Origin of the sequence: Pseudomonas sp. MWU347 (assembly GCF_017947305.1) — a bacterium.
In the GTDB taxonomy this organism is placed as follows: Bacteria; Pseudomonadota; Gammaproteobacteria; order Pseudomonadales; family Pseudomonadaceae; genus Aquipseudomonas; species Aquipseudomonas putida_A.
Window position 1 is genome coordinate 411,550 of sequence record NZ_JAFGZB010000004.1, and the last position, 26,259, is coordinate 437,808.

16 protein-coding genes are annotated in these 26,259 nt (G+C 58.9%); 9 read left to right on the forward strand and 7 right to left on the reverse strand.

The window, feature by feature from the left end:
• Positions 1 to 620 precede the first annotated feature (620 nt).
• Positions 621 to 992 (forward strand): hypothetical protein, encoded by a 372-nt coding sequence (locus KCG87_RS11195; protein ID WP_134785704.1) that lies wholly within the window; start codon positions 621 to 623, stop codon positions 990 to 992.
• A gap of 154 nt (positions 993 to 1,146) precedes the next feature.
• On the forward strand, positions 1,147 to 1,506 hold the full coding sequence (locus KCG87_RS11200; RefSeq protein ID WP_134785705.1) for a DUF6124 family protein: 360 nt from the start codon (positions 1,147 to 1,149) through the stop codon (positions 1,504 to 1,506).
• Positions 1,507 to 1,980: 474 nt separating this feature from the next.
• Here KCG87_RS11200 and KCG87_RS11205 read toward each other — a convergent pair whose 3' ends face one another.
• Positions 1,981 to 6,795, reverse strand: coding sequence for an Ig-like domain-containing protein (locus KCG87_RS11205; RefSeq protein ID WP_210557857.1), 4,815 nt, complete (start codon positions 6,793 to 6,795; stop codon positions 1,981 to 1,983).
• A 498-nt stretch (positions 6,796 to 7,293) separates the two neighbouring features.
• Here KCG87_RS11205 and KCG87_RS11210 point away from each other — a divergent pair, with 498 nt between their 5' ends.
• From KCG87_RS11210 to KCG87_RS11220, 3 genes are all read left to right on the forward strand, one after another.
• On the forward strand, positions 7,294 to 9,243 hold the full coding sequence (locus KCG87_RS11210; protein WP_246881717.1) for a hypothetical protein: 1,950 nt from the start codon (positions 7,294 to 7,296) through the stop codon (positions 9,241 to 9,243).
• Positions 9,244 to 9,400: 157 nt separating this feature from the next.
• Positions 9,401 to 11,353: a hypothetical protein gene (locus tag KCG87_RS11215; RefSeq protein WP_210557854.1), complete on the forward strand. Its 1,953-nt coding sequence runs from the start codon at positions 9,401 to 9,403 to the stop codon at positions 11,351 to 11,353.
• 285 nt (positions 11,354 to 11,638) lie between these two features.
• A complete protein-coding gene (locus tag KCG87_RS11220; protein WP_246881716.1) occupies positions 11,639 to 13,885 on the forward strand; it encodes an autotransporter outer membrane beta-barrel domain-containing protein in 2,247 nt (748 codons plus the stop codon).
• Between the two features lie 114 nt (positions 13,886 to 13,999).
• On the opposite strand, the gene KCG87_RS11225 is transcribed toward KCG87_RS11220, so the two are convergent.
• From KCG87_RS11225 to KCG87_RS11235, 3 genes are all read right to left on the reverse strand, one after another.
• The gene (locus KCG87_RS11225) at positions 14,000 to 15,493 is read right to left on the reverse strand and encodes a hypothetical protein (protein ID WP_210557850.1); all 1,494 of its coding nucleotides are present in this window, start codon (positions 15,491 to 15,493) and stop codon (positions 14,000 to 14,002) included.
• Between the two features lie 223 nt (positions 15,494 to 15,716).
• Positions 15,717 to 16,112, reverse strand: coding sequence for a YbaN family protein (locus KCG87_RS11230; RefSeq protein ID WP_098967773.1), 396 nt, complete (start codon positions 16,110 to 16,112; stop codon positions 15,717 to 15,719).
• Between the two features lie 10 nt (positions 16,113 to 16,122).
• Positions 16,123 to 16,710: a YecA family protein gene (locus KCG87_RS11235; protein WP_115987067.1), complete on the reverse strand. Its 588-nt coding sequence runs from the start codon at positions 16,708 to 16,710 to the stop codon at positions 16,123 to 16,125.
• 395 nt (positions 16,711 to 17,105) lie between these two features.
• Between KCG87_RS11235 and recQ the strand changes: the two genes are divergently transcribed.
• The 3 genes from recQ (at position 17,106) to KCG87_RS11250 (ending at position 21,704) form a co-directional block, all read left to right on the forward strand.
• On the forward strand, positions 17,106 to 19,235 hold the full coding sequence (gene recQ / locus KCG87_RS11240; RefSeq protein WP_097090179.1) for a DNA helicase RecQ: 2,130 nt from the start codon (positions 17,106 to 17,108) through the stop codon (positions 19,233 to 19,235).
• A gap of 133 nt (positions 19,236 to 19,368) precedes the next feature.
• On the forward strand, positions 19,369 to 19,803 hold the full coding sequence (locus tag KCG87_RS11245; protein ID WP_027613988.1) for a MarR family transcriptional regulator: 435 nt from the start codon (positions 19,369 to 19,371) through the stop codon (positions 19,801 to 19,803).
• Positions 19,804 to 19,931: 128 nt separating this feature from the next.
• Positions 19,932 to 21,704: a FimV/HubP family polar landmark protein gene (locus tag KCG87_RS11250; protein ID WP_210557848.1), complete on the forward strand. Its 1,773-nt coding sequence runs from the start codon at positions 19,932 to 19,934 to the stop codon at positions 21,702 to 21,704.
• 142 nt (positions 21,705 to 21,846) lie between these two features.
• On the opposite strand, the gene KCG87_RS11255 is transcribed toward KCG87_RS11250, so the two are convergent.
• Complete coding sequence (locus tag KCG87_RS11255) at positions 21,847 to 24,048, reverse strand: patatin-like phospholipase family protein (RefSeq protein WP_097090178.1); 2,202 nt, start codon at positions 24,046 to 24,048, stop codon at positions 21,847 to 21,849.
• 71 nt (positions 24,049 to 24,119) lie between these two features.
• Between KCG87_RS11255 and KCG87_RS11260 the strand changes: the two genes are divergently transcribed.
• The gene (locus KCG87_RS11260) at positions 24,120 to 24,407 is read left to right on the forward strand and encodes a SelT/SelW/SelH family protein (RefSeq protein ID WP_210557846.1); all 288 of its coding nucleotides are present in this window, start codon (positions 24,120 to 24,122) and stop codon (positions 24,405 to 24,407) included.
• Here KCG87_RS11260 and KCG87_RS11265 read toward each other — a convergent pair.
• Positions 24,401 to 25,294, reverse strand: a complete 894-nt coding sequence (locus tag KCG87_RS11265) for a DMT family transporter (protein ID WP_210557844.1) — start codon at positions 25,292 to 25,294, stop codon at positions 24,401 to 24,403. The genes KCG87_RS11260 and KCG87_RS11265 overlap by 7 nt on opposite strands.
• Before the next feature lie 74 nt (positions 25,295 to 25,368).
• Entirely contained in the window at positions 25,369 to 26,133 is a 765-nt protein-coding gene (locus KCG87_RS11270) for an AraC family transcriptional regulator (protein WP_210557843.1), read from the reverse strand.
• Between the last annotated feature and the right edge of the window lie 126 nt (positions 26,134 to 26,259).

The window sequence follows — 26,259 nt, forward strand, 5'->3', positions numbered from 1 at the left end:
GCCTCCCAGCCGACCAATCCCCAACTGAATGCACGCATTCCAACTGTGGGAGCGGGCTTGCTCGCGAAAGCGGCCTCCCAGCCGACCAACCTCCCACCTGAATGCACGCATTCCAACTGTGGGAGCGAGCCTGCTCGCGAAAGCGGCCTCCCAGCCGACCAATCCCCAACTGAATGCACACACTCCAACTGTGGGAGCTGGCTTGCCAGCGATGGCGGCCTACCAGACAAAATCAAAACAACAGAGCAAACCCCGCAAATAAACATCACCCCGCAACCGCGTTTAAAGTACACGAACCGTTACGCCATACCGGCTACAACGCCTTGCGCCGTTACCTACGCGTACGCCAGAATCCGCCGGCTTACACGGCTATGGGGCGGGCTATATCGTTTCCCTGTCACTGAAATCAGTGATCGGGTTTGGTAGCCCGTTTCATTACAGTCGTGCGCCACATTACAGGTCCGTTTTTGGGACTCTGCTTTATGGTGGCCATGCGTGGGGCTCCTTCGGGAGCGCCGGGTTTACTGTTTTGACCGGTCTACCAACCCACAAATGGCCGCCACCCTTCGTTTGGTAGCGAGAGTGACGGCTCCTCACTTATTCAAAACAGCGAGTCACCTATGTTCAAAGCCACACCCAACCCCCCGGACACCTCGATCCCGTACGACCCAGCCCTCGACCCGCAGAAGATAAAAGCGGCCACCGACCGCGCCATCAACTTCTACCTCAACCCCGGCGCACTGAAGATCTCGATCCCTTCAACCTCGTCATGCAAGGCGAACAGAATCTTCCTCATCGACCCCACCGTGGACGAAGAAACTTTGCTCGTCGAAGCCTGCGAATCACTGGCCGCCGCCAGCGACATGGCCCGCGATATCGGCGACGTCGTCGACCAGCCACAGCGCCGGGCCATGCTGATGCTGCATCAGGTGATCATGCTCAGTGAACTGATGGTCAACCGGGTACTGGACGGCCGCCGCGTGCCGAACTAATCACCCGGTCCCCTGTAGGAGCTGCCGAAGGCTGCGATCTTTTGATCTTGTTTTTTAAAAGCAACCTCAAAAGATCGTCCGAACGCGGCCCGAACCTTCGGCAGCTCCTACAGGGAGTCATTCTTCCAAAGTACCTTGATCGGAGTTCCAGCTGATGTCCGAAACCCCACCCAATCCGCCGGCCACAGACTCGGTATCACCCTACGAATCCCTCAACTCCAGAAAACTCCACGAAGCCGCCGAACGCGCCCTCGACCATTACCTCGCACCCGCGCAAATCATGGCAACGCCATACACCCCCAGCAGTATGTTCATGGTCAACCCGCAAACCGACACCGAATCCCTGCTGGCCAACGCCTGCGAGTCCCTGGCCTCGGCCACGGTCATGCTCGGCGATTTCGCCGGAACGCTGGAGGGGCCGAGTCGTAATACGGTGTTGGGCATTGCGCAAGTGGTGATGCTGGGGGAGTTGGCGGTGAATCAGGTGCTGGATAACGTGGTGCCCAAGGAATAGGCGTTGACAGTTCTGGCCTCTTCGCGAGCAAGCCCGCTCCCACAGTGAATCTGCGTTGGTCACTGGTTAAGTGCCCGGCACAGATCCATGGTAGGCGTGAAGTTACTCACTATTGCCATTAAATTAATCCGTCTCCTTAACCCGCCCCATTCCAGATCATTTTTCGGAGTCCAAGAATTTGCCTGCACATATTTTTTGTAGTGGAGGTAAGTACTGGGATAAAGCTGTGCTCGGGACAATTAATTGGGGTAACACTTTCGTGGGAAAGCGTTACCCCTGCCAATAACCTTCTGTGTTTACTTCAGTTCATTGAAAACACACCAGCTTTAGGAGTAACTGCTAAGCCCCTCCCCATCAAGGAGAGGCGCTTAGCGTGGATTACCGTTTTTCGTGTCAGTGATGCAAAAGTGATTTCCTCTGATCTAAAGCATCGGGGGCATCTGTTCTTCACCAAATTGTAGGCAACAGAAGCCTTTAACTTCTGTAAGCAATTTCATATATAAGAAACATCTCCATAGCGCCTATCCCCTCCAAAATCGTCATCACAAATTTGATAGCGTTGAACGCTTGGCCGTTTTGTGGAGCGACGTCCCTCTCAAACCGTTCAAGACTGACGCCTTCGAAGAAGAGTATTGAGGAGACCACATCATTACTCTGTAGAAACTCAATCTGGATGCGGTGACGCCTAAGACTCTGAAACTCTCCCTTGATTGTCGCACTCTTGGCGTTCCCTTGTTTCAGTGCTACGGCATACCCAAATGCGGCTGGAGCAATTTGGCTGCTGATCTGCATCCAAAGAGTTCGGTTTTCTGTCACTTTGACCCAACGAAAATCCCGCCCTATGTCTGTAAATACCGTTAGTTTGGTGTGCGTCCCTTCGAGGGTTTCCCCTGGGTTTGTGACCCATTTTTCTTTTGGATATGAACCAAAGTTTTCGACGAGGTCAACGAGATCGACCACGTTCACTATCCACTCTCCCGACTCCGTTCCGCTGCCATACAACGCCTTGGCTTTGAACACATGCTTCGTACGTGTCAGCCCGGTCAGTTCAACCGTCCATATGCCATTTCCATTGGCCTCGACCCTTTTGCCAGTGGAGCTGTTACCGTCGAAAATTTCCACCTCAAGATACTTGGTCGCCGTCCCCCTCAGACGAATAGTGGTGTCAACAGTGCTTCCATCATTGCTGATTGGCTGCCCTTTGGAATCCTCCGCACCGGTGATGGCCGGCACGACCCCATTCAACACGGTCAGGCGCCAGGTATTCGACGGCGGGTTATTTGCGTATTGACCAATGGCTTTGAAGGTATGCAACACGTCCAGTGATAACCCGCTCACGGTACGGGTCCAGATGGAGTTGCTCTCTGCCTTGGCTTTGCCTTTGGAAACCGTACCGAGGAAAACTTCCACCTCCTCGCCGGCCGGCGCGGAGCCCTCGAGCGTGATACTGGTGTGCACGGTATAACCGTTATCGGGGATGTTCCATTTGCTTTCGTCTTGCACTGAGGTGATCGTGGGTGCAGCAGCTGCCACCACGTTCACCGCCCACTCCCCCGACTCCGTCCCGCTGCCATACAAGGCCTTGGCTTTGAACACATGCTTCCTACGTGTCAGCCCGGTCAGTTCAACCGTCCATATGCCATTTCCATTGGCCTCGACCCTTTTGCCAGTGGAGTTGTTACCGTCGAAAATTTCCACCTCAAGATACTTGGTCGCCGTCCCCCTCAGACGAATAGTGGTGTCAACAGTGCTTCCATCATTGCTGATTGGCTGCCCTTTGGAATCCTCCGCACCGGTGATGGCCGGCACGACCCCATTCAACACGGTCAGGCGCCAGGTATTCGACGGCGGGTTATTTGCGTATTGACCAATGGCTTTGAAGGTATGCAACACGTCCAGTGATAACCCGCTCACGGTACGGGTCCAGATGGAGTTGCTCTCTGCCTTGGCTTTGCCTTTGGAAACCGTACCGAGGAAAACTTCCACCTCTTGGCCGGCCGGCGCGGAGCCAGTGAATGTGACGCTGGTGTGCACGGTGTAACCGTTTTCGCGGATGTTCCAGTTGCTCTCGTCTTTTACTGATGTGATGGCCGGTGTGTCGGCAGCCACCACTACGATGACCCGCGGAGCCGATTCAACCCCACCGCCATACTGGGCAGTAGCGGTGAAACTATGGGTGTCGGCACTCAGCCCCGTCACCAGGAACTCCCAGTCACCACTCTGTGGATCGACGTCGGCTGTACCTTTGACGGTGGTGCCGTCCTTGATCTGGACTTTCTGGCCTTTAGCCCCTTTGCCTTTAAGCGTGATCGAGGTGTCAACGGTCGTGGCGCCCGGGAGAATTTCTTCCCCTTTGGAGTTTTCCACCCGAGTGATAGTTGGTGCGGTAGGAGCGGTCACGACCACGACCCACGGATCCGATACCTGCTCATTGCCGTACTGGGCAGTGGCGGTGAAACTATGGGAGACAAGGGACAGCCCCGTCACCGGGAACTCCCAGTCACCACTCTGTGGATCGATGTCGGCAATGCCTATCTCGATATTGCCATCCTTGATCAGGACTTTCTGGCCTTTAGCCCCTTTCCCTTTAAGCGTGATAGAAGTGTCAACGGTCGTGGCGCCCGGGAGAATTTCTTCCCCTTTGGAGTCTTCCACACGGGTAATTTCTGGCCGCACATCCTCAACCGCTTTGATCGTGTAAGTGCGCACGGGGAAGGGCACCGCCTCGCTTTCATTCGTGCTCTTGTTGAACGTCGTTTTGCACTCGATGGTCAAGTCACTGCCATCTTTCAGGTTTTTCATTGCTGCTTGAGTGAGTCCGCGATTTTGGTAGCCCCTATCGATCAACGGCTGAGTGACAGGATCCCCAGGTGCAATATCGTTGATGTACGGAGTGTCGTTGGCATTGGTTCCGGTCAGACGCATCCACATACGCTGACCGGTAGCTATCAACGGCCAGACATCTATGCGAGCGACTGCGTTGGCAGTCAGATTAGCCACATTGAATTCCGGGCCTTCGCCATCGTTGTCGGCTTCCATGATCACCGGCGATTTCAAGCTTGAGTCCGGCAAGGTGCCAACATTCAACAACAGCGGCAACGAGGTCCGGGGCACACCGTTGCGGGTGACGGTGTACGTCACGGTGACGGTTTTGCCCAGGTTGAATGCCAGCACGGTGACCGGCAGTTCGATTGTCAGCGTGGTTTCACTGATGGGTCTGGCCGGGGTGGTGTGCGAGCCGCCGGCGGCCGTGCCGGGTGCGCCGGTCCAGGTCACGCTGAGCAGATCGCTGAGCAGCAAGTCTTGCGAATCGATGTTGACGGTCAGGGCTTCCACGGCCTTGATCGGCTGCAAGGTAGTGCCATCGGCCTCGGCCTGCTGAACCTTCGGCCGGGTCAGCAGCACGGCTTCGCCGACAGTGAAATTCAACGTCCGCGAGTAGCTGACACGTTCCGGCGTGGCGCCTGCCGCCACCCTGAGGATTTCATACATCGCGTCCACAGTGCCGCCGCGATTGGGTTCGATGTGGGTCTGGACGAAGGTCGGGTTCAGGGTGAAATCGATGGCTCTACCGGCATTGAGCGAATTGATCGGCACCGAGTCGCAGGTCTTGCCGGTTTTCGAACCGCGCCAGGTATAGGTGACCTTGTCACCCGCTTTGGTGGGTTCGGCGGCAGCCGGGGCGGTCAGTTTGCTCGAACCGCCGGGCAGGTCGTCGGGTTCGAGTGTTCCGCCGGCCTCACCGAGGACGATGGGCGCGACCAGTTCCAGCAGCGGTTCACCCACCCGCAACAGAGCATGGTGCAGTGACTCGCGCTGAATGATGCCTCCATCGCTGCCCTCGGCCATCAGCACGTAGAACAAATCCAGCGTACCGCCCTCGATGGCTTTGAGGTGTTTGCCTTCGACGATGATCGGGATCGGTTCTTTGTCGTCGATATCGCCCTTGCTAAGGGTGCGCCAGTCCAGTTCCGGGTCGTAGACGCTGAAATCCTGGCGGGTGCCGACCCAGCGCAGAACGATGACCATGCCCACCTGCATCATCGGATCAAAGGGGATGAAGGCGGTGGTGTTAACCAGATCAGGGTCGAGTGCCCCTTGTTGCGCATCCACGGCAATCGGCGCGAGCAGGCGTCGGGTTTCTCCGATGATACTGACGAAGCGCCCCTTGGAGGGGCGATCATCAGACCCGCTGCGTTCCACGCGATAACTGAACACGGCCTGGGTTTTGGCCAGCAAACGTATGTCGGCGCTTGGCAGGGCCAATTCGTAGATGTTGCCCACGCTGGTGAGTGGCTCGCCGCGGACTTCAACGCTGATCGATTCGCCGTCCAGCGTGGTGCCCTTGCCCAGACCGATGACCACATCACCGATCCGGAAGTCGGGTGCGTCGACCAATACCTGCAAGGTCAGCGGCGCATCTCCCAGTTTGTCCATGTCCACAACGCTATTGAAGGCCTCTTTGACCATGGGAGGCGACAGGCGCGTGTTGCCGGTATCGACGGCAATCTCTACTGCGGCGCACCAGTCTTCGGAACGGTTGTCGACAATGTCGTGTACTTCAAAGGCTACGGCCAGGCTGTCGGTATCGCCGGCTTCGAGGATGGTGGCCTTGTCGACATGGATGACCAGTGGATGGCCTTGCGGGTCATCGATGTGATCCTGGGTCACCCATGGCGAATACAAAAACCAGCCGCCCCAGGTCAACTTGCAGTGGTCACCCACGGCCATGTTGGGGTAGGGCAACAGGCTGCTACTGCCGGGTTTGGCCTTGATGATGATGTCGAGGCCGGTTTCGGCGGTTGCCTTGTCCACGCCATCGTTGATGATCCGCGGATCGATGTACATGTTCAGCTCGGAATGCCCCGGGGCACTGCCGTTTTCATCCTTGCCGCCGGGTTGCTCGAGTTTGACGAAGATATCGACCGGAGGCAGCGAAGTTTCCGGAGACTGGCTGAATACCTTGACCCGATATTGCAGCGTATAGGCCCCGGTCGCGAACTTCCGGGGCGGGACATACAGGGTGACACGCTCGCCGACATCCTCTGGCTTGACGATGGTGGTCTGGTCGACCTGAACACCGTCGAGCAGCAGCTCGATGTGGTCACCTAAACCCATAAGTTGCCAAGGTGGACAATAGACTTTCAGCCCCTTGTCGGGCGCCAGCAACTGCGCGGCGGCAATATTGATCCCCCACACCCCCCCATCCAGGGCCGGCTGCGTACGGTCGGGTATTTCCAGTTGCCGCAGAGTCTCGGGGGGCGGGAGGCGAGGGGGCTGAATAGGCATGCTGAAGACTCCAGGGCGTGGGAAGCAAAGGCTCTGGGTTATTTAGGGGCAGGTGGCGAGCGTTGGCTACTGTCAGAAATTACAGGTGAGGAGGTATTTGCGATGAACGGTCTTGAGGCGTGGTTTGCATGCCTGAAACTGCTTCCCAGTAGGCGCTGCCGCAGGGTAGTCGACTCTGCGGTGAACCCCAACCTATGGCGAGGGAGTCTGCTCCCGCTGGGTCGCGCGGCGAGTTCATCCCCCATTCTGCTCAACAAAAATGCAGCCTCACGCTGAGCTGACTGTTCAGTTATTTCCAGCGACTTCCCGACAAACGGTAAGCAAACCTAGTATTTCTGACAGTAGTCAGCTTTTTCCGCCAGGCATCTAATTGGGTCACAAACGTTCCACGCCATCGTCAGTCAACGGCCCGTTTTATCTTCACGACTGCCCTGCGCGAGAACACTGTCCGCTCAATTGCCGTGGAGTTTCGCAATGGTGCCCCCAGAAGAGTCGTCGATGGATCCGCAACACGCACGCGGCGATGACGAACCAAGTCTTGTGGTTATTCCAGAACCGATTGTTCCGGATATCCTGAAAGACGAAGAGGGTAATGAGAGCCCGGACGGGCTATTACCTCGCGATGTATTGAATCGCGATTTGAAAATCACGATTCCGGCGTGGGACTTCTCGACAGAGCCGGAATTCGTAAAAGACGTCGTGTTGGTGGGCTTCAGGCGACGGGGGCTTCCCTTTGATGACGACACGGCGGGGGTGTTCCCGTTCGATATTCCCATTGATCCGGGTGACAAGATTGTTTCGGTGCCTCAAAGGGACCTGGCATCTGGCGTTTACGACCTGTCGTACAAGCTCAAGATTGGTGGCAACGACGCGGAATCGCTGAAAAAAACCATCACCGTCGATAGAGTGCCGCCGGATGACGGCCAGGAACCGGCGATGCTGGAACTGCTGGATCTTGTGGGCGACATCACCGATGACTATTTGGACGAGCACGGTCAGGTTCGTTTCAAAGTACGCCTCTATCTGGACGTGAAGGCCCGTGACCGGGCGATTTATTACTGGACGGACACCAACACGCCACCGGACTTCGAAACCGAAATCCGCGAGCAGGCGTTCAGTCAGTTGGATATCGATAACGATCAACTCATCATCACCGTCTACGCAGACGAAATTCGCCTGCGCGGTCATGGGCAGCGATACATCTATTATCGCTTGCGCGACTGGGCCGGAAACCGTGGACCGCGCTCGCGGCCGCTGCCTGTGTTCGTCGATCTGACCCCAGGGGTGCCCATTCACAAGCCTCCGCGCATCCCCCTGTCGGACAGAGGCTTGATCGATCGTCAGCACGCCCGGGAGGGGGCGGTCAACCAAGGGGCGGTAACGGTCGAAATCGATGCCTATGACAATCCGTTGAGCGGCGATCAGGTACTGCTGGACTGGGATGGCACTGTTCTGCCGCCGCAGGATGTCGACCCGGCCAACTTTCCTTGCGTGATCCCTGTGCCGTGGAGTGCGCTCACAGCCAAGGGGCTGGGTCCGGTGAATGCTCGTGTCACTTACCGCGTGCGCACAAGGGGCGTCGATAGCAAACCATCAATGGAAACCCTGGTATCGGTGAACCTGACGGTGGCAGGCCAGGATCACGCCAATGCGCCGGCGTTGTTGAACCCCAAGCTTGCCTTGCTGGAGATCTACGGCGCCAAATCCAAGGTGCTGAACACATTGCTTACCGAAGATTTCGGCGAGGACGCCGACGGCTTCCTGACCTTGTTCGACGCACCTGAACGAGGACACACGATCGAAGTTTATTGGGGGAGCATCAGTACGCCCGTGGCGAGATACATCGTCCAGACCGGTGACGTTGCCGGCAAGAGAGTGCCGTTCAATATTCCATGGTCGGTCATTGACCAGGACCGGCTGAACCCGGCGTTGCCGGTCCATTACACCACCAGCAATGGCGTCAACCAGCAGTTGGCGCCATTCACGCCCGTCAAGGTGTCGATCATCATTATCGAAGGTCTCCAAGAGCCTTCGTTCCCTGACGCTGGCATCAGTGGGACGCTTGACTGCTGTGCGAAACCGCGTCTCTGGGAGCGGGTGCGCGTGAGGATTGAAGGCAACCCGGTGTTTGACGAGAAGGACATCGTGACGTTGTTCTGGCAGGGATGCGCGGGACCGAATGGCACCACGCCCATTCCCAAGGCCGCGGACCGGTTCTCGACCACCTTGAGTGCGGATCAGGCAAGAAACGGTTTTGAAGTGCATGTGACCGATTACGAAAGATTGATAGCGCCGATGCAAAACCGGGGTTCGGCGTTATGTCATTACACCTTGAAAAAGTTTACGGGTGGACGGGGTGTTTCAAAAAAAGATTTCGTGATTATCAATCGAACCATGGCCAGTGGTGCAGTGTGCTCACCCACTAATGAAACCTGTACGGAACCGTAACGGGTAATTGATTCATTAAAGTGCATTAGCCGTTTTTAGTCGGGACAGTCACGAGTATTTATTCGTGGCTGACAGAGAGTGTTGTGCCCGCATTTTGGGCGTTAGTTGATTGACAAAATTCCGGGCAGATAAAGCCCGTTTCTGAAGGAGCTGAAAAATGGCAAGTCCGAAACCATTGACGCCCGCTGAACAAAGTCGGGTCGATTATCTGAAAGTTCGCCGTGCTGTTACAAAAGCTGATGCACCCGTCATCAAAGTGCATCCAGATAACCCATTTCTAAGCGATACGTCGGATGATAAAATCAATCAGATTCCGCTGAGCCTGCAGGGAAAGCTTTTCAAGTGTCTGGTTCCGAGACCTGCTGAGGCTGACGACCCGAAGATGATACCGGGCTTCATTCATCTGACGTTTGACGGAACTCCGATAGTCTCTACTCGATACGATTATGTTACGCCGCTGAACCCCGATATTCTTGAAATCGACATGACGTTTCCTGTCGGATACACCGATAGGCCGGGGACACATGAGTTGGGATACTTTATCGATCAAGGCGGTAATGAGAGCAGCTCTGAACCGTTGGAGTGCAATGTTGATAGAACTCCTCCGCACCCGTTTTTTCCGGTTACTCTTCCGCAGGAAGTGATAGATGAAGGTATTACCAAAAAATATCTGGACGACATTGGTTTCGTAGCTATTAAGATTCCTGATTATGGAGATATGAGGATTGGCGATTTTATAGAGGTGTTATATGGGGACTCGATACCGTTGGCAGAGGTTGTCGATTCGATCACCCGGATTGATACCACCACTGAGATCGAGCTTGAACTTACCGCTGACCAAGTATTCAAGAAAGGTGAAGGGGATCACGCGCTTTTTTTCAGAGTCACCGACCGTAAGGGAAACCCAAGTGCTATTTCTCCATCAGTCCCCGTTACGGTCGTTCTGACAGACCCACCCGAGGGGCTGTTGCCCCTTGCTATTCCGCTGTTGGACGGTGTCGGTGACGGTCTGGTCGATCTGGCGGATGCGCAAAACCCTTTGGGCGTGGGAATCTTTAACGAATACACCCACTACTTGCCGGGAGATGAGTTGGTGGTGACCTACGACGACATTCCGCAGATGGCGAAGCCCATCAGCGGGTTCCCGTGCTACGTCGATATTTCGTTCAAAGACGTGTTCAACAACGACCCTGGTGTAAAAACTGTAGCGGCCCGCTACCAAATCAAACGCGGCAGCACCTATTACCCGCCAACTCCGATTTCCAAAGATGTTCTCGTTGATTTGCGAAAGCCCGGTCTGCCGATTGATCCGGAAAATCCAGACCCGACCAATCCAATTCTGGCGTTGGTGACGGTTCAGGGTGATTCCGGAGGCCTAGTCAATACGTTGCGAGAAGCCGACAAAGATGGGGACGTTACTGTTACGGTCAATACCTATGCCGACGCCAAGGAAAATGACACCGTTCAACTTGAATATGCGGGCCAGCTTGTTTCTGAGGCGGATGGTGGCCTCGTTACGATTCCAAACACTATTCCCACATCGCTTGAGTGGAAAGTAAAGTGGGACGTTATTGCGGCGGCAGGTAACGGTGATCCAACGCACCCGATGGCTTACGTCATCGGTCATTCGCTGAACGACAACGTAGATATTTCAAAACCTCGGAATGTGGATGTGGAGATTCAAGTGGACACTGTCCCTGATCCGGCATTTTTACACCTTGATCCTAACTATACTGACTGGCTGAACTGCAAAGCCTTGCGCCTGGATCCCATCAAGGGTGTGGTGGTCGAGGTGCACGTCCCGGGCGGGGAATTGGCACTGGCGAATCAGGAGCTGATATTCACCTATCAGGGCTATATCGACGCCGAAGGTGCAACCATCAAACCCGGTACGCTCGAGGAGGTGCCCTACACACCGACAGATCAGGAAGCCGCGGACGGCTTCATTGTGAAGATCCCATACGCACCCTTGCTCGCGACTTTCAATGCGTGGGGTGGCGTCGGTTATACGGCTGTCATTAACGGGCGCGACGTTCCCTCCAAAGAGCATTTGGTCAAGGTGTACCTGGTCAATCCGGGTGATGGCGGAACTTGCCCGTTGCCTACCTGATTCAATGCGTTTCAAAGGAAACACGGGAGGCCGCTACGCCTCCCGTGTCCTCGCTGAAACGGTTGCTGAAACAGGCGGATCATTCCTCGAGCGGGAAAGGACTTTTCCGTCCGGAGCTAGGACTTCTCCTACATTTTTGCTTGACCCGGATAGGTATTGTTCGCGCCTCTTACAGTCTTTTGGCGTTTCTTCTGAAAGATGTGAGGTGATGAACATTCAGGAAGCCACGTCATGAACAAAAACCATGTTTCGCTGCAAAAAAATGCTGCGGCAGGACTCTTTAAAATGCTGGTCGTGCTGCCAGCATTTTTTTCTACCGGCGGGCATTCTTTTGCCGCCGTTATTGTCGATAACGGCAATACGCTGAATATCGATGCAAGCACACCACAGAGCGATTATCTGGTACGCAACGCAAGCGTGCTGAACATCGCGGGGGCCAGCACCCAGAGTCTGTCTGTCACGTCCGGATCAACGTTGAATATCAACGGCGCAACGGTCAATGCCGACAGTGGGCTGGTGGGTATCCGCATAACCGGCAGCACGGGTGATCTCACTCGCGCCATCGTGACCAGTGACTTTATGGGGCTGGCGGTCAATCGGTCTATCGGCTCGACCCAGGGCTCCACGGTCACTGCAACCGACAGTCAATTCAAGGGTGGGGAAATCGGTGCTCAGGTCACCGGCTTGAGCACGCTCACGCTCATCAACAGTCAGGTGACGGGCACAGGGGCTGACAGTACCGGCCTGAACATATTGGGGGGGGATGTACGCGCCTCCGCAAACACGGTTATCAGCGGCGACAAGACCGGGGTGACTATGGGCAGGGATCCCTCGGGCCTGGGCAACAATTCACTGCGGCTCGACAACGCCAGTGTGGAAGGCCGCACCGGTGATGCGATTCTTGTGGACAAGGGCATCAATGCCACCCTTGAGGTGTTGAACCAGTCTTCCCTGACGGGGGGCAACGGCAACGTGCTGACGGTGCAGGGCGCTTCCACCGCGGGCATGTCTGTCAGCGACAGCACGCTGCAAGGCAACGTCAACGTCACCGGCAACAGTACCGCCAATCTCACCTTCGATCAGGGCAACATGAAGGGCGATGTGCTGGTCGAAAACGGTTCGACCGCCAATGTCACCCTGCAGAACAACTCGCAACTGACCGGCCGTCTCGACAAGGTCAACGGCGTGACCGTCAACAGCGGTTCTAGCTGGACCCTGACAGGCGCTGACACTGTAGGAACACTCGCCATGAATGGCGGGACGGTGCGCTTTGGTGCGCAGGATGTGCCTGATACGTTCTACCAGTTGAACGTCGGCACGCTGGCCGGCTCGCCGGATGGTTCCAGTACGTTCGAAATGAAGGGCAATTTCGCCACCGGTCAGCACGACTTCCTCAATGTCACGGGCGTTGCCAGCGGGCAATTCGGATTACTGGTGGCCGCTTCCGGTCTGGACGCGCTGAGCCCGCAGCGTTTGACCCTGGTGCACACCGCCGCCGGCGACGCGCAATTTGCCCTGAGAGGCGGGCATGTCGATCTGGGTACCTGGTCTTATAAACTTGATCGGCGAGAAGTGGGGGAGGGCGGAACGGAATGGTTTCTCGACCCGACCACCAAGACCATCAGCCCCGGGGCGAAATCGGTACTGGCGCTGTTCAACGCTCCGGTGACGCTGTTGTATGCCGAGGCGGCAACTTTGCGCAGCCGCATGGGCGAGTTGCGTTTCAATGGGGGTGACACCGGCCTGTGGATGCGCACCTACGGCAACAAGTACACCATCAGCGCCGCTTCCGGCGTGGGTTATCAGCAGACCCAGCAAGGGCTTTCTCTGGGGGCGGATACGCACCTGGGCGACAGTCTGTGGGTGGCCGGGATCATGGGCGGCTACAGCCATACCAACCTGGACGTCGCACAGGGGACTTCGGGTACGGTTGACAGCTACTATCTGGGCCCTTACGTGACCTGGATGAACAAGCAGAGCGGTTACTACTTTGATGCGCTGCTCAAGTTCAACCGCTTTCAGAGCGATACGAAAGTCGGCATGAGCGATGGCACCCGCGCCAAGGGCAGTTATGACAGCTCCGGTGTCAGCGCTTCGGCGGAGTTCGGGCGTCAGATCACCCTGGGCAACGGCTACTACATCGGGCCGTACGGCAAACTGTCGACGGCGGTGATTCAGGGGCGCAACTTTGATCTGGACAATGGCATGGAGGCCGACGGCGATCGCAGCCGCTCGGTGCTGGGTGAAGCGGGCACCACTGTGGGCCGCAACTTCAACATGGGCAATGGCATGGTCGCCCAGCCTTATGTGCGCGTTGCGGTGCAGCACGAGTTCATCAATAACAACCGCGTGACGGTCAACGCTGATAATCAGTTCAACAACGACCTGTCTGGCACCCGTGGTGTGCTGGGAGCAGGCGTTGCAGTGGCATTGACCAAGGACCTGCAGGTGTATGCCGGTTACGACTACAGCCATGGCAAGTACATCAAGAAGCCGTATGACTTGAATGTCGGAGCGCGCTGGACCTGGTAAGCAGCCTCATGATGTGAATACCTGAAAACGCCTCGCACCTGCGGGGCGTTTTTTTGTGCTGGCCTGCCGGGCAACCCGCTGTCCGGGCCGGCGGGTTGACCTGAAACCTGCGACTCAGGTGAATCGCAACACGTTGATTTCCTGATGCCCGGACTCATGCGTGCCCCGCCAGTGCGGCCCGTCACGGGACACCTGGTAGAACAGATTCAGTGCACCGTTCTCCAGCACCCGCAGATGTTTTCCCGGCACGTACAAGGTCACGAGATGATTTTCCACGTCCTGCGGGCTGACGATGTGCCGAGCCTCATACAAGTAGGGAATGCCATTGGCCTTGGTGCCCAGCCAGGCCATGTCGACGATATCGTCCGCGGTCATGCCCGGGTACTGAATGTTCACAGTGGCCGATGTGATATCGGCGCTCACCGTATTGCCCGCGGCTTCGCTTAAGACCGGCGCGGGGATCCGGCCTTCCACGCTGGCGAGTTCGTGCCTGGAGGGGAGCGCAGAGCCGTCGTCCTTTTTGTAGCGCACATACGATACGTCTGCGGTTCCCATGGCAATCGCCCGGACCTGCGCATTCGGAATCTGAAATATGAGGATGCTGGGGAAGCTTTCCACCCTCTGGGATTGTCGGTTGGGCAACGGAGCACCGGTGGGTGGTGTGCCTACCCAGGTCATGGTGACGGTGTCGCCCACCTCGAAATCGCTGGTGGAGGCGCGAACATGTACGTTGACATCGCGATTGTTCAATTTATCGAGATCAATGATGCCGTTGACTGACTCCTGGATAATCGGCTCATCCAGCTGCCGGATTCCGGACATGACTTTGACTGTGGTCCTCAGCGACCACTTCTCGGAATGGTTGAATACCTCGTCATGGATCCCGTAATGCACCACCTGCGCGTTGCCGTCGCCACCGGCCACAATATCGTCCTGGTGTGCGGTGATCTCGATAGGTGCCGTGCCGGCTGCCTCATCGGCGCTGACGGTATGAGGTGGCAAGAAGGCATTGCCCCATTGCACCTGGATAACGTCGCGCACGGCGATGTTCGGGTAGGGAGGAATAACCATCGGCACACCCTTGGCTGCCCAATCCGCATCCACGCCGTTAACGATGACGTCGCGCGGCAGCTGCACGATGTGCAATTTTGCATGTCCGGGCAAATGGGGGTCATCGTCTTTGCCGCCCGGCAGATCCAGCTTCACCAGTATTCGCAAGGGCGTGGCGGGCTCGTCGGGGCTGGTGCTGCCTGCGCGGGTCAGTACGTAGTAGACCTCGTCGACCCAGCCGGGAAGGATGTTCGTCACAGGCAGGAAGAAAAACACCGGTTGGTTGCTGCCGTCTTCGTCATCCTGCAGAACCCGGGTAAAGATCTTGTGGTCCTTGCCCCAATAGATATCGAGCGTGTCACCTTTGCGCATGGGTTCGGCGTAGGCATCGACGGCGCAGAACAAACCGTTGGGAAACTGGTAGTAGGTTTTGCAGTTGATACCGCCGTCCCCATCGACGATCGGCTCTATCATGGCGAAAATCCGCAAGGGACGCAGTTTCAGCCCCGGAACTTCAGTCTGCAAGCGTGGAAACAGGAAGGAGTGAAAGTGCGTCATGACGAAAAACCTCGGCGAAGGACAGGTGGCTCTGCGAGGAAGGCGTTGATTAATTGGGCCTGATGTGGCGAGTATTGCCTACTGTCAGAAATAACAGGTAAGAGGTTTTTTCCGACGAGCGGTCAGTGGCAGGGCACTTGGATAACTGGCTCGAAACACACGAAACAGACAGCTTGAGGCGCTGTATCGGGAGTAAATGCAGATGTAGCGGGGGCGGCGGTATTCAGGATTTATCCAAAGTCTTTTGCCGAAGGATGTACACCGTCACCAACACCGCGCTGGTCAACATGAACCCCCGTGCCCACGGCAGCGGCACCAGGTAGCACGAGAACAGAATGCTCGCCCACATCAGCCCGATCGCGTAGACCTTGCCCTTGAGCGGAATGCCGTTGCCGTCGAGGTAGTCGCGGATCCATGGCCCGAGCTTCGGGTGCTCGACCAGCCATTGATAGAAACGCGGAGAGCTGCGCGCGAAGCAGGCGGCCGCCAGCAAAAGGAAAGGGGTGGTGGGCAGAACAGGCAGGAAAATCCCGATCACCCCCAATGCCACGCTGAGCCAGCCGACGGCCAGCAGGAAGTAGCGCAACATCAGGGAGCGGTTGCCTATGGGGTTGTCCATAGGCCGGATCTTAGTGGTGACGTGGCTTGAGGATCGCCGGTTTTTCGTCTGGCGCCTGGCACAGCAGGTACAGCGCGGTCAGGGCTTCCGGGATCTGCACGATCATGTCGTCCATCAGGTTGGCGTCCTTGGCGATGTCTTCGAACTCTGGCTGCTCGTCGAACAAGCCCGAACCGACCATGATCGGCAAAAGCATTTCGCTGACTTCTTCTTCAGCGGTTTCGAACCAGGCCGCTTCACGCAGGAATACGCCTTCCATGAAGCCGATGCACCAGCCGCGCAGTTCGGAGTCGTCCGGCTCGTCGCCCAGGTCCAGTTCGCACGGCAACTCGAATTCTTCGTCGGACGCCAGTTGACGGGCGATGTGTGCCTTGAGACCAATCAGCGTGGCTTCGATTTCTTCACGCTGGGCTTCGCTGCTGTAATGCGGCTCTTCGGCGAACAGGGCGTCGATCCACTCACGCTCCGGTACGTCTTCTGCACAGATTGACAGGGCGGTCAGGTAACCGTGGGCGGCCACGTAATCCAGCGCCTCTTCGTGCAGCTCGTCGGCGTCGAGAAAGACTTGCAGGCGGGTTAGTTGCTCAGCGAAGGACATTACGGGGCTACCTTGGGGGAATAAACAATGCGGGAATTCTAGGCCTTCTTGAGCGCTCAAGCCAGCCGCACGGCAGATTTGCCGCAATTACAGGCAACACGAATATCCCTGTGGGAGCGGGCTTGCTCGCGAATACGGCGTATCAGACACTTTTGCATCGACCGGCACGCCGCCTTCGCGAGCAAGCCCGCTCCCACAGGGTTTTCGTGTTGGCGGCTAGCGGAGTCTTATCAGCGGCACCCTGTGCCGGGGAACGCTCGGGTATACTGCCGCGTTTTGCGCTCCCTGCTCGTATTGCGGTGGTCTGGCAATGCGCTCTTACGTTTTGTTTAAGCAGCTGTGGCTGTCCTGAACCAGCCTGTGCAGGGATGTTTCGGTAGATTTTTGGAGTTTTTATGCTCGAACAGGCTCAACGCGTCCTCAAGGACATCTTCGGCTACGACAGTTTCCGTGGCCGTCAGGGTGCAATCATTGAGCGCGTGGCCAGCGGCGGTGATGCGCTGGTGCTGATGCCTACCGGTGGCGGCAAGTCCTTGTGCTTCCAGGTCCCGGCGTTGCTGCGCGAAGGCCTGGCGGTGGTGGTGTCGCCGTTGATCGCGCTGATGGACGATCAGGTCGCCACCCTCGAAGAGCTGGGCGTGGCCGCTGCGGCGCTGAACTCCACGTTGAGCGCCGAACAGCAGCGCGATCTGGCGGCGCGGATCAAACGCGGTGAAGTGAAGATGCTCTATCTGGCGCCCGAGCGTCTGGTGCAGCCGCGCATGCTGTCGTTCCTGCAAGGCTTGAACATCGCCCTGTTCGCCATCGACGAAGCGCACTGCGTGTCGCAATGGGGCCATGATTTCCGCCCGGAATACCTGCAACTGGGCCAGTTGGCGGAAATGTTCCCCGACGTACCGCGCATCGCCCTGACTGCCACCGCCGACAAGCGTACCCGCGAAGAAATCGTCACCCGCCTGCACTTGCAGAACGCCGAGCGTTTCCTGTCGAGCTTCGACCGCCCGAACATCTTCTACCGCATCGTGCCCAAGGAGCAGCCGCGCAAGCAGTTGCTGGCGTTCCTTGCCGAACGCCGCAGCGATGCCGGCATCGTCTATTGCCTGTCGCGCAAGAAGGTCGAGGAAGTTGCCGCGTTCCTCAGCGAGCAGGGCTTCCCGGCGCTGCCGTATCACGCCGGTCTGCCCAATGATCTGCGCGCCTACCACCAGAAACGCTTCCTCAACGAGGAAGGCCTGATCATGGTCGCCACCGTGGCGTTCGGCATGGGCATCGACAAGCCCAACGTGCGTTTCGTCGCGCACCTCGATCTGCCGAAATCCCTGGAAGCCTATTACCAGGAAACCGGGCGCGGCGGCCGTGATGGCCTGCCGGCGGATGCGTGGATGGCGTACGGTCTGCAAGACGTGGTGATGCTCAAGCAGATGCTGCAGAACTCCGAGGGCGACGAGCGCCACAAGCGTCTGGAGCAGCACAAACTCGATGCGATGCTCTCGCTCTGCGAAGAAACCCGCTGCCGCCGGCAGACGCTGTTGGCGTATTTCGACGAAGACATGCCCGAGCCGTGCGGCCACTGCGACAACTGCGTCGACGGCGTGCAGACCTGGGACGCCACCGAGCCGGCGCGCCAGGCACTGTCGGCGATCTATCGCACCGGCCAGCGCTATGGCGTCGGCCATCTGGTGGACGTGTTGCTGGGCAAGGACAACGAGAAGGTCCGCAGCTTTGGCCATCAGCACCTGTCGGTGTACGGCGTCGGCAAGGCGCTGAGCGAGAGCGAATGGCGCTCGTTGTTCCGGCAACTGGTGGCGCGTGGTCTGGCCGACGTCGATCATGAAGGCTACGGTGGCCTGCGCCTGAGCGATACCTGCCGGCCATTGCTCAAGGGCGAAGTGAGCCTGGAGCTGCGCCGCGACCTCAAGCCGCAAGTCACCGCCAAGACCGCCAGCAAGAGTCCGGCCAGTCAGCTGGTGCGTGGCGAAGAGCGCGAACAGTGGGAAGCCTTGCGTGCACTACGCCGCAAACTCGCCGAAGAGCATGGCGTGCCGCCGTACGTCATCTTCCCCGACTCGACCCTGCTGGAAATGCTCCGCAGCCAGCCGACCTCGCTGGCCGACATGGCGCGGGTCAGCGGTGTTGGTGCGCGCAAGCTGGAACGTTACGGCGAGGCCTTCCTCGAAGTGCTCGGCGGCGAGGCCGAGGCGCCGAAAGTGGTGGCCGATGTGCGTCACGAACTGATCACCCTGGCCCGCGCCGGCATGACCCCGATGCAGATCGCCGGGCAGTTGCAATGCTCGGAAAAGAACGTCTACACGATGCTCGCCGAGGCCATTGGCAAACAGCAGTTGTCGCTGGAGCAGGCGCTCGATTTGCCTGAAGAACTGATGGGCGAAGTGCAGGACGCGTTCCTCGACGGCGAGGGCGAGTTGCCGTCGGTCGCCGAAGTGGCCGAGCTGTTCGCCGGTCGCGTTCCGGAAGGCGTTCTTTACTGCGTAAGGGCTGCGCTGCAATCGGAATTCGAAATGTAAGACGGCGATTGCGCCAACCGTCAGGCAGTTGTAACGATTCAGTACAGGTCGGCTCTTGCCTATAGCCAAATGTCATGCTTAGCTGACTAATAATTAGTTTTTCTCTATTTGTCAGTCTACTCATGAGTGTTTTATGCCGTTAACCGATCAACACCGCTTTGGCATGCAATTGGCCCAGATGTCTCGTGGCTGGCGTGCCGAACTGGATCGCCGGCTGGCCGGTCTGGGCTTGTCCCAGGCGCGCTGGCTGGTGCTGCTGCATCTGGCGCGTTTCGAAGACGCGCCGACCCAACGCGAGCTGGCGCAAAGCGTCGGTGTCGAAGGGCCGACCCTCGCGCGCTTGCTCGACAGCCTGGAAAGCCAGGGCCTGGTGCAACGTCAGTCGGTGATGGAAGACCGCCGGGCGAAAAAAATCGTGCTCTGCGCTCCGGCGCTGCCGCTGATCGAACAAATCGAAACCATCGCTACACAGTTGCGTCACGAATTGTTCGAAGGCGTCGACGAGGCGGATCTGAAGGTGTGCATGCGCGTTCACGGGCACATTCTGGGCAACCTGGAAAAATCTTGAGGCATAAACCGCGCGCCGGTTTTTTGAGGGATCGCGCAGAGCAGACTATAAGAACTACTGGGCAATATCGTGTTCGTACCGGATGTGCGAACGCATAGAAACCGGTTTTGCTTATTTAAGGGATGCTCATGCTCGCAAGTCGGCACGTTGTACTGCGCGGTGGCGCCAGATGGCTGCTGGTCGCTGGTGTATTCAGCTATTCGACCTGGTCGATGGCGCTGGGGTTGGGGGACATTACCGTCCACTCAGCCCTCAATCAGCCGCTCAAGGCCGACATCGCCCTGGTGGATGCCGCGGGCCTCAGTGCCAGCGACCTCTCGGCCAGCCTGGCCACCGCGGATGAATTCGCCCGGGCCGGGGTCGAGCGGGTGTTCTTCCTCAATGACCTCAAGTTCACCCCGATCCTGCATGGCAATCGCCAGATGATCCGGGTGACCTCGCGCAAACCGGTCAATGAACCCTTTCTGAATTTTCTGGTGCAGCTCGATCAGCCCAATGGCCGCCTGCTGCGCGAGTACACGCTGCTGATCGATCCGCCCGGATCGCCAAGCATCGTGCCGGCCTCCGACGAGCCCGATCCACGTCCGCAATCTTCTGAATTTCCCACCGTCGAACCTGCCACGGCGGCGCCTCAGGCTGCTCAGGGCAAGCGCGACGCCGCCCCTTCAGCGCCACCCCCTCCGGCGACGGCGGCGCCAGCCAACGATGCCGTGGCCGAGCAATTGGCGGCCAGCGCGTTACTCAATCAGCAGCTGCAAAAGACCGTCGAGGAACTCAACACAAAACTGCAGGCGCAGGATATCCAGCTAGCCGACGGCAAAAAGCAGATCAGTGATCTGCAAACGCGTTTGAGCGAACTGCAACAGCCGCCGGCACCGGCCCTCACGCCGCCAACTCCCGCGCCAGTCACCACTGCGCCTGAAGCTGCCGACGATGGTCTCAACTGGCCGCTGCTCGGTGGCTTGCTGATGCTGCTGGGATTATTGGGTGCCGGGCTGTTCGTACGACGTCGGCGGCAACTGGTGGAGGGCGCGGCGCCACTGGCAGCTCTGCCGGCAGATCGGCAAACAGATCCTGAAGACCCGCCAACCACTCAATCGGCGAGCATCCGCGCAGCCACCGAACACCGTGAAGAACCGGCGGCCGGCGATGTGCTGGAGGCGGTGGGGATCTATCTGGCTTATGGTCGTTTGAGTGAGGCGGTCGGGTTGTTGCGCAATGCCATGGACAAGGAGCCCGAGCGCACCGAATTGGGTGTGCAATTGCTCGAAGTGCTGGGGCGGCAGGGCGACAGCGCTGCTTATGAACAACAGGAACACCGCCTGCGTGATGCCGGGGTGGATCCTCAGCAACTGGCTGCGATCCGAGAGCGGCATTCAAAATTGACCGGCGCTGCGCCGATAACCCCGGTGCTGCCAATTGCCGCCGCCGCAGCGGTGGCGCCTGCGCCACCGGCGGCCGAGGATGATTTCGAGTTGAATCTGGGTGAGCTGTCGATGGCGTCCAGTTGGGATCTTGAAGACAGTCGTTCGACACCTGAGCAGCCCGTAGAGCGGACTGCATCGAACTCCGATCTCGAGATCCTGCCGCCGGACTTCGAGCTGCCCGAAACGGTGGCCAGCGAAGAGGCGGAGCTGGAGTGGATCCCCGAACCGGACGCGCAGCCGCTGGACGATGACTTTCTTAACGAATTCGGCGACCCGGGCGAGTTGCTGGCGCTGGAGCCGCTGGATCTAGCGGCGACTGAGCCGGAACACGGCTCGGAGAAACTCGAACAGGCACAGACCTGCATTGATGATGGGGATATCGACAGCGCGATTGCCTTGCTCAATGAGTTGCTCAAGGAAGGGGATGAACCCCTCAGGCAAACGGCACGGACGTTACTCGCGGGTATTCGCTGATGGTTGAGTCACCGGAATTGTGCGGTGACCGGACTATCGCCTTCGCGAGCAAGCCCGCTCCCACAGTTGGAATGCGTTCCAGTGTGGGAGCGGGCTTGCTCGCGAAGGCGGCCTGGCAGGCAATATAGATCCACCTGAATGATCAGAACGTCTGCCCCAGATTCAAATAAACCGCCTGCTCATTCGCATCATTCAAGCCATACGTGAAATTCAACGGCCCCAACGGCGTATCGAAGCCGATGAACACACTGGCGGCATTGATGTAGCCACTGTCGAATTCATTGTCGTTGTTCCACGCCCGCCCACGCTCCAGCGAAGCCCCGGCATACAGCGGGAAATCGAGCGGCAAATAAGAGCGTGGCGTCAACCGGCGGTAGTACACGGCGCGCATCAGGCTGACGTTTTGCCCGGAAATCGAATCCTCGCGAAAGCCCGACAACTGTCGCGCACCGCCGAGCAGGAAGCTCGACGTCACCACATTGGCATCGTCCAGCGTTCGGCCATAACGGCCGCCGAGAATCAGTGTATCCGGGCCATGGCTCATGGCTTTATCGAGCTTGAATTCCCACTGCCGGTAGCGCGTGTCCGAGCCGAGGCCCGGTTCGAATTGCATCAGGGTCAGGCTGACGTCCTTGCCCTCGTGGGGGAAGTAGACGTTGTCCAGCGAGTCGAACGAGTACTTCAGCGAGTAGAACCCTTCAGTGAAGTTTTCTCTCGGCAGGTCCTGATCGCCGATGCGCACATCCGCTTTACCCCAGGCCTCGCCGACCCCGAAGCGGATTTCACCGTTATTGCCGATCTGCCGGCCGAAATTGAGGCCGAAACCGTAGCGTTCGACGCGATATTGGGCGATCGGGTCGTTGTCGAGCACCGCATCGACGTTCTGCGCTTCAAACGCAGCATACGGGGCGACGAAGTAGCGCGAGCCGACGTCCAGCGGCTGATAGAACTCGGTGTAGAGCTCCTGTTTGTCGCCGATTTGTGCGCGGGTCAGCCATTCCGCGCCGAGGCGGTTGATGCCGTTGATGCGGTAGCTGGCGCCGAGATTGAAGGCGCTGTCACCGCGCATGTCGTCTGACAGGTTCAGGCCGACCCGCAGGTAATCGGTGCCGCTGCGTTTGCCCCGGGCGCTGATCACTAGCGTGTGATCCTGGCCCTTGTGCACTACGCGGTACTGCACCTGTTCGAAGTAATCCAGGCCGTACAGCGTGCCCATGTCCGAGTGCAGTCGGCCCAGATCCAGCGGCTCGCCGATCGGCTGACGGATGTAATAGCGAATCACCTCATCGCCGACTTTCGAGTCGTTCTCCACCCTGATCGCGGTGATGATCGGCGTGCGCTGGCCTGGGGCGCGGGCCGCATTGAGTTCGGCGTCTTGAGATTGCTGAGGTTTGAGCTGAGCGAGGCGGGCGTCGAGAATCCGCGTGGCGCGGTAACCGGCGTCAATCATCTCCTGGGCCTTGCCGAAATCGGTCACGCCGAATGCCGCCAGCGCCGGCTGGATCAGCACGTCGGTGGGTTTGAGGGCGGCCAGTTGCTCTTCGGAGTTACGCCGGGTCATCAGGGTGATCGACTGGTTCAGCACATCAACCACGGTCGTCAGTTGTTTGCGGTTGCGCAGTGGCGTACCGATGTCGACCACGATTGCCACGTCGACGCCCATCTCCCGCGCGACGTCGAGCGGGATGTTGTCAGTCATGCCACCGTCCACCAGCAGCCGCCCGTCCAGTTCGACCGGGGCAAACACCGCCGGAATCGACATGCTGGCGCGGATCACCTGCGGCAGGTGGCCTTTGCGGAACACCACTTTTTCGCCATTGGCGATGTCGGTGGCCACGGCGCGGAAGGGAATCGGCAGTTTGTCGAAGTCGCGGGTGTCACTGGTGTGCGCCAGCAGGCTTTCCAGCATCAGCGCCAGGTTCTGGCCCTGAATCACCCCCAGCGGCAGGCCGAGGCTGCCATCATCGCGAAAACTCAGTTGCTGTTTCACCAGAAAATCGCGGTCGTCCTGCTTGCGGCGAAACGGGACGTCTTCGCGTGGCGGCGCGTCGGACAGCGCCTGCTGCCAGTCGATGTTCAGCGCGAGTTTTTCCAGTTCATCGATCTTGTAGCCCGAGGCATACAGGCCACCGACCACCGCGCCCATGCTGGTGCCGGCAATCGCATCGATCTTGATGCCTTGCTCCTCAAGCGCCTTGAGCACGCCGATGTGCGCCAGGCCACGGGCGGCGCCACCGGACAGCACCAGGCCGACTTTCGGGCGGGGCGCTTCGGCGGCATGCACGGTGACATTAGCAAAGAGGGGCAGAAAGCCAAGCAGTAGGCAGAACAGCAAACGGCGCATGGTGAGTCTCGGGGCAAGCGATAAAGCCGGCTATTATAGCGGCGCCCTCTGTCTCAGGAGTTTCAGCGAACATGTCTGCTGCAAAACCGGAAATCGTCATCACTTATTGCACCCAATGCCAGTGGCTGCTGCGCGCCGCGTGGCTGGCGCAGGAGCTGCTCAGCACCTTCGGCGATGACCTCGGCAAGGTGTCTCTGGTGCCCGGCACCGGAGGGGTGTTTCACATCAGCTGCGACGACGTGCAGATCTGGGAGCGCAAGGCCGACGGCGGTTTTCCCGAGGCCAAGGCGCTCAAGCAGCGGGTGCGCGATCAGATCGATCCTGCGCGCGACCTCGGCCACAACGACCGCACTCAGTGAGACGCGGCTTCGGCAGCCACGGTTTTCTTGTCGGCGCTGCCTGACATCCGCGCCGAGACCACGATGGCAACGATGATCAGCGCACCACCGATCAGCATGCGCACGGTGGGGTTTTCATCGAACAGCAACCAGGCGACGGTGATTCCGTAGACCGGCTCCATGGCGAATACCACGGCGGCGGTGCGCGCCTTGATCACCGCGAGGCTGGCGACGAACAGGCTGTGGGCGACGCCGGTGCAGAACACCCCGAGCAGGCCGATCCACAGCCAGTCCAGCGCGCGCACTTCACTCAGTTGCGGCGCAGCCACCGGCAGCAGACACAGCGCCACCACCACGTTCTGGCACAGCGCGGCCTGCACCGCCGGGATGCGTCCGGAGCTGGCGCGGTTGGTCAGCGACAGCAGGGCGAACAGCAAGCCCGACAGCACCGCCCAGAGCAACCCGGTGGTGGCGCCGCTGGCCAGATCGAACGCCGGGGTCACCAGCACCAGACCAACGCTGACCAGCACTACCAACACGATTTCATTGGCGCGGATGCGTTCGCGGAAAATCAGCCCTTCGAGAATCACGGTGAACGCCGGGAAGCTGGCAAAACCCAAGGTCGCGATGGCGACGCCAGCGACCTTCACCGCGATGAAAAAACTCACCCAGTGCCCGGCCAGCAACACGCCGCTGAGCGCCAGGCGCCGCCAGTCGACCGCCTGCAGTTTCTGCCAGCCGTGCTGACTGGCGAAGCGGGCGAAAAAGGCCAGGGCGAGCACGGCAAACGCCGCACGCCCGAAGACGATCACCGCCGGCGAGGCGGCCGCGAGTTTGCCGAACACACCGGTCAGGCCGAACATCAGAGCGCCAATGTGCAGGGCGCCGAGGGCGGTACGCGGAGTCATTGCAATCCTTAATCCGAACACAGTTTCAATGTTGCCCATTGAAACGTGTTGCGGCGCAGAAGTCTGTCGGCGAACTAGCGTTTTTTGTCGCAGGAGTCGCGACGCAATTGCCCCGGTGAGGCGCCGAACTCGCGCAGCACCGCCGCCGCGAACGCGCTCTGCGAGCTGTAACCGACCCGACTGGCGATCTCGCCGATCGGCAGCGCGCTCTCGCGCAGCAGGCAGACTGCCTTGTGCAGGCGCCGGCTGCGAATGTATTCCATCGGCGTTTGTCCGCATTCAGCCATGAACCGCGCATGCAGGCGGGCGCTGGACAAGCCGGCGATCTGCGCCAGATCGGCCACCTGCAGCGGGTAGGCGGCGTATTGTTCGATGTGCGCATCCAGCGCTGCGTAGGGCAGGCGCCGCGCCGAATGTTCGGCAGGTCTGGCGTGATTCAGGCTGGCCAGCAGCAACACCGCGCCTTGCTGCGCGATCAGCGGATCGCTGACCGGGCTGTGCGCCAGCCAGTGGACCAATTGGCTTTGCCCGGCATCAAGCGACAATCGCGCAGGCTGGTCGAGCAAGCGCTGACTGGCGTCGGCGTGCTCGCCCAGCGAATCGTTCAGCCATGGCCCGTCGGGTACGTCCAGCACCAGACAACGGCTGCCATCCGGGCTGCCGCAGGCGTGATGCGCGCCGCCGGGGACGACCACGAAACTCTGCTGGCGCACCTGGCTGCCCTGACCCTCGACTTCGAAATCCAGCGCGCCGGACAGCCCGAACACCAGTTGCGCGTGGTCGTGGCTGTGGACGATCAGGTCGTGGGTGTATTGGCGCAGAGTGAGGATCGGGCGCATGGAAGAAGTCTCCGAAGTGAGCGCCAGTCTACACCGGGGCGACGGGCTTGCGCGCTGTCACACGACTGACGCCTGTCTGTCATGGTCGATTCACCCGGCACGTGCACAGTGGCGAAAACATCGCAG

Coding starts and splice junctions, on each gene's coding strand:
- KCG87_RS11195 (WP_134785704.1), top strand. CDS start 621: ATGTTCAAAGCCACACCCAACCCCCCGGACACCTCGATCCCGTACGAC.
- KCG87_RS11200 (WP_134785705.1), top strand. CDS start 1,147: ATGTCCGAAACCCCACCCAATCCGCCGGCCACAGACTCGGTATCACCC.
- KCG87_RS11205 (WP_210557857.1), bottom strand. CDS start 6,795: ATGCCTATTCAGCCCCCTCGCCTCCCGCCCCCCGAGACTCTGCGGCAA.
- KCG87_RS11210 (WP_246881717.1), top strand. CDS start 7,294: ATGGATCCGCAACACGCACGCGGCGATGACGAACCAAGTCTTGTGGTT.
- KCG87_RS11215 (WP_210557854.1), top strand. CDS start 9,401: ATGGCAAGTCCGAAACCATTGACGCCCGCTGAACAAAGTCGGGTCGAT.
- KCG87_RS11220 (WP_246881716.1), top strand. CDS start 11,639: ATGCTGGTCGTGCTGCCAGCATTTTTTTCTACCGGCGGGCATTCTTTT.
- KCG87_RS11225 (WP_210557850.1), bottom strand. CDS start 15,493: ATGACGCACTTTCACTCCTTCCTGTTTCCACGCTTGCAGACTGAAGTT.
- KCG87_RS11230 (WP_098967773.1), bottom strand. CDS start 16,112: ATGGACAACCCCATAGGCAACCGCTCCCTGATGTTGCGCTACTTCCTG.
- KCG87_RS11235 (WP_115987067.1), bottom strand. CDS start 16,710: ATGTCCTTCGCTGAGCAACTAACCCGCCTGCAAGTCTTTCTCGACGCC.
- recQ (WP_097090179.1), top strand. CDS start 17,106: ATGCTCGAACAGGCTCAACGCGTCCTCAAGGACATCTTCGGCTACGAC.
- KCG87_RS11245 (WP_027613988.1), top strand. CDS start 19,369: ATGCCGTTAACCGATCAACACCGCTTTGGCATGCAATTGGCCCAGATG.
- KCG87_RS11250 (WP_210557848.1), top strand. CDS start 19,932: ATGCTCGCAAGTCGGCACGTTGTACTGCGCGGTGGCGCCAGATGGCTG.
- KCG87_RS11255 (WP_097090178.1), bottom strand. CDS start 24,048: ATGCGCCGTTTGCTGTTCTGCCTACTGCTTGGCTTTCTGCCCCTCTTT.
- KCG87_RS11260 (WP_210557846.1), top strand. CDS start 24,120: ATGTCTGCTGCAAAACCGGAAATCGTCATCACTTATTGCACCCAATGC.
- KCG87_RS11265 (WP_210557844.1), bottom strand. CDS start 25,294: ATGACTCCGCGTACCGCCCTCGGCGCCCTGCACATTGGCGCTCTGATG.
- KCG87_RS11270 (WP_210557843.1), bottom strand. CDS start 26,133: ATGCGCCCGATCCTCACTCTGCGCCAATACACCCACGACCTGATCGTC.